This window comes from Streptomyces sp. ATLC9, assembly GCF_057196705.1.
This window is the reverse complement of record NZ_JBXUOY010000235.1, coordinates 1-7,977: the sequence shown is the minus strand read 5'-3', so window position 1 is coordinate 7,977 and position 7,977 is coordinate 1. Positions and strand designations below refer to the sequence as shown.

Below are 7,977 nucleotides of genomic sequence, written 5' to 3'. Positions count from 1 at the left end.
CCGCCGAGGCGGCGGCCGGGGACGGTCCCCGTACGGGACGCCCGGCCCGCGCCGCCGCCGGGGCGGCCCTCCTCGCCGCGGCCGTGACCGCGGCCGGTCAGGCCGTACCGGTCCGTACGGCGGCGGCCGACACCGTCCGCATCGCCGTCGTCCAGGGCAACGTCCAGCAGCCCGGCATGGACTTCCTGGGCCGCCCGATGCTGATCCTGAACAACCACGTCGAGGCCACCCTGGAACTGGCCGAGGACGTGGAGACGGGCCGGGAGGAGCGTCCCGACCTGGTGATCTGGCCGGAGAACGCCTCCGACCTGGACCCGTACCGCTACCCGCAGGCGTACGACGCCATCGACCGGGCCGCGAGGGCCGTGGGCGTCCCCGTCCTCGTCGGCGCCCTCGTCGACCACCCCGAGCGTGAGGGCTACGTCGAGAACCAGGGCATCGTCTGGGGCCCCGGGGCGGGCCCCGGGGCCTCGTACACCAAGCAGCACCCGGTGCCCTTCGGCGAGTACGTGCCCTACCGCGACCAGCTCAGCAAGGTCATCACCCGCCTCCAGCGCGTCCCCCGCGACTTCTGGCCCGGTGAGAGCACCGGAGTGATGGACGTCGGCCCGGCCAGGCTCGGTGACGTCATCTGCTTCGAGGTCGCCTACGACGGGATCGTGCGCGACACCGTCAACGACGGAGCCCGCGCCCTGGTGATCCAGACCAACAACGCCACCTACGGCAACACCGGCCAGCCCGAGCAGCAGCTGGTGATGTCCCGGCTGCGGGCCGTCGAGCACGGGCGGGCCGTGGTCACCGCCGCCACCAGCGGCATCAGCGCGGTCGTCGCCCCCGACGGCACGATCGGGCAGCGTACGGAGGAGTTCACGCAGGACGTGATCACCGCCGATCTCCCGCTGCGCGACGAGACCACCTTCGCCGACCGGATCGGCTCCGCACCGGAGTGGGTGCTCGCTATGGTGGGCGTCCTGTCCTGCGCCGTGGCCTTCGCGACCGGCCGGCGGGGGCGGGGACACGGGGTGAACGGGACGGACGAGAAAAGGCGGCAGCAGTGAACGACGCGCGGCAGCGCCACAGGGATCCGCTCGGCAGGATCCTTGTGATCATCCCGACCTACAACGAGGTCGACAACATCCGGCCGATCGTCACCAGAGTGCGCGCCGCCGTCCCCGAGGCCCATGTCCTGGTCGCCGACGACAACAGCCCCGACGGCACGGGGAAGGCCGCCGACGAACTGGCGGCCGAGGACGAGCGGGTCGAGGTCCTCCACCGGGAGGGCAAGGAGGGGCTGGGCGCCGCCTACCTGGAGGGTTTCCGCTGGGGCATCGACAACGGCTACGACGTCCTGGTCGAGATGGACGCGGACGGCTCCCACCAGCCCGAGGAGCTGCCCAGGCTGCTGACCGCGCTCAGGAACGCCGACCTGGTGCTGGGCTCGCGCTGGGTGCCGGGCGGGCGGGTGGTCAACTGGCCGGGCCACCGCAAGTTCCTCTCACGCGGCGGCAGCACCTACTCCAGGCTGCTGCTGGGCGTGCCCCTGCGGGACGTCACCGGCGGCTACCGGGCCTTCCGCAGGGAGACCCTGCTGGGGCTGGGCATGGACGACGTGGCCTCCCAGGGGTACTGCTTCCAGGTGGACCTCGCCAACCGCGCCGTGCAGGCCGGGTACCAGGTGGTCGAGGTGCCCATCACCTTCGTGGAGCGCGAGCGCGGCGACAGCAAGATGAACCGCGACATCGTCGCCGAGGCCCTGTGGCGGGTCACCGCCTGGGGCGTGCGGTCCCGTGTGAACCAGGCGCTCGGCCGCAGGCACACTGGATGACATGACGACCGGAGCACCGTACCCGTACGAGCCGCCTCCGCGGCACTCCCGGCCCGGACCGGAGGGGCCGGGGGGGCCAGAAGGCCCGGGGTCCCCCGGCACCGGGCCCCGGGGCCGGCCCCGGCGCAGCCTCGTCCCCGTGGGGCTGGCCGCCTTCGTGGTCCTGGAGATCTGGCTGCTGACCCTGCTCGCGGACGCCACGAGCGGACTGGCCGTCCTGGCCGTCCTGGTCGCGGGGGCGGTGCTGGGCGCCGCGGCCGTCAAGCGCGCCGGGCGCCGCGCCTGGCGCGGTCTGGTGGAGACCGTCGAGAGCCTCCGGCCGGGCGCCGAGCCGCGCACCGGGCCGCAGGACGGCCGGGGCGGGCACGGGCTGGCCATGCTCGGCGGCCTGCTGCTGATGCTGCCCGGTCTGGTCTCGGACGCGGCCGGGCTGCTGTGCCTCTTCCCGCCGACGGCCGCGCTGCTGCGCCGGGGCGCGGAGCGCCGGCTCGGCCGCCACGCCGGCTTCGCCCCCGGTTTCCTGGAGGACACCCTGCGGCAGGCGCGTACGGCCGAGGAGCAGTTCCGCATCCACCGGCCCGACGGCAAGGTGGTCCAGGGAGAGGTCGTGCGGGAGGACGGACATGACACCCGCGGCGGACATGACACCCGAGGCGGGGAGGGCGGGGGAGCGCGTTAGCCGTCCCCCGCCGAGCCCGCCGTGAGGGGCGCGGACGCACACGTGGGCGAGGGTCCGGCCACCGGCCGGACCCTCGCCCACGCGCTCCCGCCGTCAGGCGGACTTGCGCTTGCTGTCCCGCGGATGCACGGCGATGTTCATGGTCCCGGAGCGCAGGACCGCCAGCCTCTCGGCCAGCACCTCCTCCAGCTCCTCACGGGTGCGCCGCTCCATGAGCATGTCCCAGTGCGTACGCGCGGGCTTGCCCTTCTTCTCCTCGGGGCCCTCGCCGTCGACCAGGAGCGCCTGGGCGCCACATACCTTGCACTCCCACTCCGGCGGAATCTCGGCCTCAACCGAGAACGGCATCTCGAACCGATGACCGTTCTGGCATGCGTACTCCACGGCCTGGCGCGGCGCCAGGTCGATACCGCGGTCGGTCTCGTAGCTGGTCACCACGAGTCGCGTGCCGCGCAGAGCTCGCTCACTCATGAATCGTGCCTCCCGGGCTTGTCGCCCACAGGACAGGTGTCGCTGTCGTCGTCATCCGGTCAACGTCCGGTCGGCGGTGAAGATTCCCGATCTGGGACATGCGTCGCCCGTCGTGCCGCTGCCTCGTCGGATATGCGGTACCCACAGCCGCCCGCTTTGTCACATCCCTCCAGGGGTCGTAACATAACGTTCGCCTATCTTTGGCGTGCGGTAACGATCCATCCGACGAGTTGCAGGCGTATACTACCCGCCCTTCGGCCGATGGCCTAAATCCGATCCGGCGCAGCGGCGCCCACCGCCGCCACCGCTCTTCTGACCGGTACCCGCAGCAGCAGGACGAAACCCAGAACGAAGAAGACCACCAGTGAGATGATCGCGTCCCGGTAGCTGCCGGTGAGCTGGTAGGTGAGCCCGAACACCAGCGGTCCCAGCCAGCTGGTACCGCGGTCGCTCACCTCGTACAGCGAGAAGTACTCCGCCTCCTTGCCCGGCGGCACCAGCTGCGCGTACAGCGACCGTGACAGCGCCTGGGTGCCGCCCAGCACCATTCCGATCGCCGCGGCCAGCACGAAGAACCACACCGGCTCGCCCGCGGGCAGCACGTAACCGGCGCCCACCGTCGCCGTCCACGCCACCAGCGAGCCCAGGATCGTGCGCTTGGCGCCGTAGCGCGCCGCCAGCCTGCCCAGCAGCAGCGCCCCCGCCACCGCCAGGACCTGCACCAGCAGGATCGCGCCGATGAGGGTGGTCTGGTCCATCCCCAGCTCCCCGGCGCCGAAGACCGAGGCCTGGGTGATCACCGTCTGCACCCCGTCGTTGTAGAGCAGGTAGGCCAGCAGGAACATCAGGGTCAGCGGGTAGCGGCGCAGATCGCGCAGCGTCCCGGCGAGCTGCCGCCAGCCGCCCCGCAGGGACATCCCCGCTCCGGCCGCGGCGCCCGCCGCCGGCGCGTGGGCGGCGGGCCGCTCGCGCAGCCGCCGCAGCGGGATGATCGCGAAGACCGCCCACCACAGGCCTGCCGAGGCCAGGCAGATCCGCACCGCCGTGCCCTCGCTCACCCCCAGCGACTCGTGCCCGAGGAACAGTGCCAGGTTGGCCACCAGCACCAGGGAGCCGGAGGCGTAGCCGAAGGCCCAGCCGCGGGAGGAGACCGCGTCCCGCTCCCCGGGGGTGGCGATCTGGGGCAGGAAGGAGTTGTAGACCACCACGGCCGTGGCGTAGGAGACGTTCGCCACCACCAGCAGCGCCCCGCCCAGCAGATAGCGGTCGCCCTCCAGGAAGAACATCCCCGTGGTGGCCGCGGCGCCCAGATAGGCGAACACGCCCATGATCGGCTTCTTGCGGCCCGACCGGTCGGCGACCGCCCCGGCCAGCGGCATCACCAGCACCGACAGCAGCACCGAGGCGGAGACGGTGTAGGCGAAGTACGAGCCGGCGCGGACCGGGACGCCCAGGGGGTGGACGTAGCCGGCGCCGTCCGCCGCGGCCTCGGCGACCGAGGTCAGATAGGGGCCGAGGAAGACGGTGAGCACGCTGGTGGAGAAGACGGAGACCGCCCAGTCGTAGAAGTACCAGCCGCGCTGCTCGCGGCGCCGTTCGGCGGCCCCGGCGAAGCCCTCCGCCTCCGCCGCGCCGCCCGCGCCGCCGCCCGTGCTCTCCGCCGTGTCCCCGGCGTCCCCGGCTCCCGCCACGGTCTCGGTGCCCACCCGCGCCCCCTCGTCGTTCGTCCCGTGCGCACGGGCGGGGACGCGGCCGGGCCGCCCGGCGGTCTCCGGATGCCCCGGCCGCCGGACGTCAGGTCCAGGCTCCCCGCTCGGCCAGCACCGTGCGCAGTGTCTCGATGTGGTCGGTCATGATGCCATCCACGCCCAGATCCAGCAGCGCCCTCATCCGCTCCGGATCGTTGACCGTCCACACGTGGACCTGGAGGCCCCTGCGGTGGGCGTGGCGGACGAACGCCCGGTCCGCCACCGGTATCCCGCCGTGCCGCACCGGGACCTGCGCGCACAGCGCGCCGCGGCCGACCGCGCCCGGCAGGCGGTACGAGCGCAGCCGCAGGCCCAGGACGCCACGGGTGCCCAGCGAGGTGGCCAGCCGCGGGCCCGCCAGGCGGCGCGCCCGGGCCACCCGGGACTCGCTGAAGGCCCCCAGACACACCCGGTCCCATGCGCCGGCGCGGTCCAGGACCTCCAGCAGCGGGGCGAGTGCGGTGTCCGCCTTGACGTCGATGTTCCAGCGGGCGCGGGGAAAGGCGCGCAGCAGGTCGGCGAAGAGCGGCACCGGCTCGCCGCCGCCCACCAGAGCCCGCCGGACCTCCGCCCACGGCAGGGAGGCGATCGCCCCGCTGGCGTCGGTGACCCGGTCCAGCGTGGCGTCGTGGAAGGCGACCAGCTTCCCGTCCGCCGTGGCGTGCACGTCGGTCTCCAGATAGCGGTAGCCCAGCTCCACCGCCCGTGCGAAGGCGCCGTGGGTGTTCTCCGCCCCCGGCGCGGCGCCGCCCCGGTGGGCGAAGGCCAGGGGGACGGGATGGTCGAAGAAGGGGTGGTCGGGGCGCGGTGCGCGGAGGGCCGGTGCCGTCATGGACGAAGTATGGCCCGCCGCCGCCGGCAGCGCTCCCGCGGGCGGCCCGCCACGCCGTCCGAGCCGTTCCCCGGACCGTTCTTCGAGCCGTCCCGGCCGCCGTCCGTCCCGGCGGCGGGTGCGCCGAGGACCCCCAGGAAGAACTGGGAGAGCGGCCCGATCGCCAGGGCGTAGAGCACCGTGCCCGCGCCGACGGTACCGCCCAGCAGGAAGCCGGTGGCCAGGGCGGCCACCTCGATGCCCGTCCGTACCAGGCGCACCGAGCGCCCGGTGACCCGGTGCAGGCCGGTCATCAGACCGTCGCGCGGGCCCGGCCCGAAGCGCGCCGTGATGTACAGGCCGGTCGCCGCCCCGTTGAGCGCCACCGCGCCCACCAGCAGCGGCGCACGTACCGCGAGCGGGTCCGGCTCCGGCAGCAGGGCCAGGGCGGCGTCCATGGCCAGGCCCACCACGATCACGTTGGAGACGGTACCCAGGCCGGGCCGCTCCCGCAGCGGTATCCACAGCAGCAGCACGGCCGCGCCGGTGATGATCACCACGGTGCCGATGGTCAGCCCGGTGTGTCCGGAGACGCCCTGGTGGAAGACATCCCACGGACCGAGACCGAGGTCGGCGCGGACCATCAGCGCCAGGCTGGCTCCGTAGAGCACCAGGCCGGTGTAGAGCCGCACCAGGCGGCGGGCGAGGCGGTCGGGGAGGCGGCGGCCGGTCGGCGGGGCGGAGCCGCCCGGGCCCCCGGGGACTCCGGATCTCCTGGAATCCCCGGGACTTGTGAAACCGGACAAGGAGCCGTCCTTTCTGGCGCATTGGATCGTCGCGTGACACTCTGTGGCCTGTAAGCGGTTCCCGGACATGGCCAATCTCGAGAAGGTGGACTCAAGTGATGGCTCAGTGGACCTCGGCGGTCGGAGCGCCCCAGCTCGCCCGCCTCCTCTCCTCCCACCGTGCCGGGGCGGGCGGGGCACGGCGGACGCCCGCCTACCGGGTCCTCGCCGACGGAGTGCGCCTGCTGGTGCTGGAGGGCCGCGTTCCCGTCGCCGCCCGGCTGCCCGCCGAGCGGGAGCTGGCCGCCGCCCTGTCCGTCAGCCGCACCACCGTGGCCGCCGCGTACGAGGCGCTGCGCGGCGACGGGTTCCTGGCCTCGCGCCGCGGCGCGGGGAGCTGGACGGCCCTGCCCGCCGGCAACCCCCTGCCGTCCGGCGGACTGGCGCCCCTGCCGCCCGACGCCGCCGGGACCATGATCGACCTGGGCTGTGCCGCCCTCCCCGCCCCCGAGCCCTGGCTCACCCGGGCCTTCCAGGGAGCCCTGGCCGATCTGCCCCCCTACGCCCACACCCACGGCGACTACCCGGCGGGGCTGCCGGTCCTGCGCCAGGCCCTGGCCGACCGCTGCACCGCCCGCGGTGTCCCGACGATGCCCGAGCAGATCATGATCACCACCGGTGCCATGGGCGCGGTGGCCGCGATCCGCGCGCTGTTCGCGCCACGCGGCGAGCGCGTCGCCGTGGAGCACCCCTCCTACGCCAACGTGCTGCGCCTGCTGAGCGATGCGGGCGCCCGGCTGGTGCCCGTCGCGATGGGTGAGGGGTTCACCGGCTGGGACCTGCCCGCCTGGCGCCGGGTGCTGCGGGACGCGGCGCCGCGGATGGCGTACGTCATCGCCGACTTCCACAACCCCACCGGCGCCCTGGCCGGAGAGGAGCAGCGCAGGGAGCTGGTGGCCGCGGCCCGGGCCGCGGGGACCGTGCTGGTGGCGGACGAGACCATGGCCGGCCTCGACCTCGACGCCCTGCCCGGTGAACCGGCGCCCCGCCCGCTCGCGGCGTTCGACCCGGGCGGCTCCACCGTCGTCACGGTCGGCTCGGCCAGCAAGGCCATCTGGGCCGGGCTGCGCATCGGCTGGATCCGGGCCGCGCCCGAGACCATCCGCAGCCTGGTCACGGCGCGCGTCTACGCCGACCTCGGCAGCCCCGTGCTGGAGCAGCTCGCCGTCACCCGGCTGCTGGCGGAGGCCGGCGGACAGGACGGCGGGGGCAGCGGCTGGGACCAGGCCATGGAGATCCACCGTGAGCGGGCCCGGGAGAACCGCGCCGCCCTCACCGCGGCCCTCCGGGAGCATCTCCCCGACTGGAGGTTCACCGTCCCGCGCGGCGGCCTCACCCTGTGGGTGCGCACCGGAGACCTGTCCGGATCGCGGATCGCCGAGGCGGGCGAGCGGCTCGGGGTGCGCGTTCCCTCCGGGCCGCGCTTCGGGGTGGACGGCGCGTTCGAGGGCTATGTGCGGTTGCCGTTCACGGTCTCCGGCCCCGTGGCGGCCGAGGCCGCGGCCCGGCTGGCGGCGGCCACGCGACTGGTCGCCGAGGGGCGGAGCGTGGGGAGCGACGTCCCGCGCAGCTCCGGGGGGGGCGGCCCGCCGCCCGCG

The 7,977-nt window shown here is 74.3% G+C and carries 8 protein-coding genes; 4 read left to right on the top strand and 4 right to left on the bottom strand.

Annotation, left to right across the window (positions count from 1 at the left end; translation table 11 throughout):
- The 3 genes from lnt to fxsA form a co-directional block, all read left to right on the top strand.
- The coding region (lnt, locus tag AC2CJA_RS20895) for an apolipoprotein N-acyltransferase (protein ID WP_484604211.1) at positions 1 to 1,058 on the top strand (1,058 nt) is incomplete at its 5' end.
- Entirely contained in the window at positions 1,055 to 1,825 is a 771-nt protein-coding gene (locus AC2CJA_RS20890) for a polyprenol monophosphomannose synthase (RefSeq protein WP_484604210.1), read from the top strand. The genes lnt and AC2CJA_RS20890, both read left to right, overlap by 4 nt.
- 1 nt (position 1,826) lies before the next feature.
- Positions 1,827 to 2,504, top strand: coding sequence for an FxsA family membrane protein (gene fxsA, locus AC2CJA_RS20885; RefSeq protein ID WP_484604209.1), 678 nt, complete (start codon positions 1,827 to 1,829; stop codon positions 2,502 to 2,504).
- A gap of 93 nt (positions 2,505 to 2,597) precedes the next feature.
- Here the strand turns inward: fxsA and AC2CJA_RS20880 are convergent, their stop codons facing one another.
- The 4 genes from AC2CJA_RS20880 to yczE all read right to left on the bottom strand — a co-directional run bounded on the left by AC2CJA_RS20880 (position 2,598) and on the right by yczE (position 6,229).
- Positions 2,598 to 2,975, bottom strand: a complete 378-nt coding sequence (locus tag AC2CJA_RS20880) for an RNA polymerase-binding protein RbpA (RefSeq protein ID WP_027751042.1) — start codon at positions 2,973 to 2,975, stop codon at positions 2,598 to 2,600.
- Positions 2,976 to 3,241: 266 nt separating this feature from the next.
- Complete coding sequence (locus AC2CJA_RS20875; RefSeq protein WP_484604208.1) at positions 3,242 to 4,681, bottom strand: MFS transporter; 1,440 nt, start codon at positions 4,679 to 4,681, stop codon at positions 3,242 to 3,244.
- Positions 4,682 to 4,769: 88 nt separating this feature from the next.
- Positions 4,770 to 5,555: a glycerophosphodiester phosphodiesterase family protein gene (locus tag AC2CJA_RS20870; RefSeq protein WP_484604207.1), complete on the bottom strand. Its 786-nt coding sequence runs from the start codon at positions 5,553 to 5,555 to the stop codon at positions 4,770 to 4,772.
- The gene (gene yczE / locus AC2CJA_RS20865; RefSeq protein ID WP_484604212.1) at positions 5,552 to 6,229 is read right to left on the bottom strand and encodes a membrane protein YczE; all 678 of its coding nucleotides are present in this window, start codon (positions 6,227 to 6,229) and stop codon (positions 5,552 to 5,554) included. The genes AC2CJA_RS20870 and yczE overlap by 4 nt, the downstream gene beginning before the upstream one ends.
- Positions 6,230 to 6,438: 209 nt before the next feature.
- Here yczE and yczR point away from each other — a divergent pair.
- Positions 6,439 to 7,977: MocR-like transcription factor YczR (gene yczR / locus AC2CJA_RS20860; protein ID WP_484604206.1), on the top strand; the 1,539-nt coding region annotated here is incomplete at its 3' end.

Excerpts from the sequence above, each read along its gene's own strand:
- AC2CJA_RS20870 (WP_484604207.1), bottom strand. The coding sequence starts at position 5,555 with ATGACGGCACCGGCCCTCCGCGCACCGCGCCCCGACCACCCCTTCTTC.
- AC2CJA_RS20880 (WP_027751042.1), bottom strand. The coding sequence starts at position 2,975 with ATGAGTGAGCGAGCTCTGCGCGGCACGCGACTCGTGGTGACCAGCTAC.
- fxsA (WP_484604209.1), top strand. The coding sequence starts at position 1,827 with ATGACGACCGGAGCACCGTACCCGTACGAGCCGCCTCCGCGGCACTCC.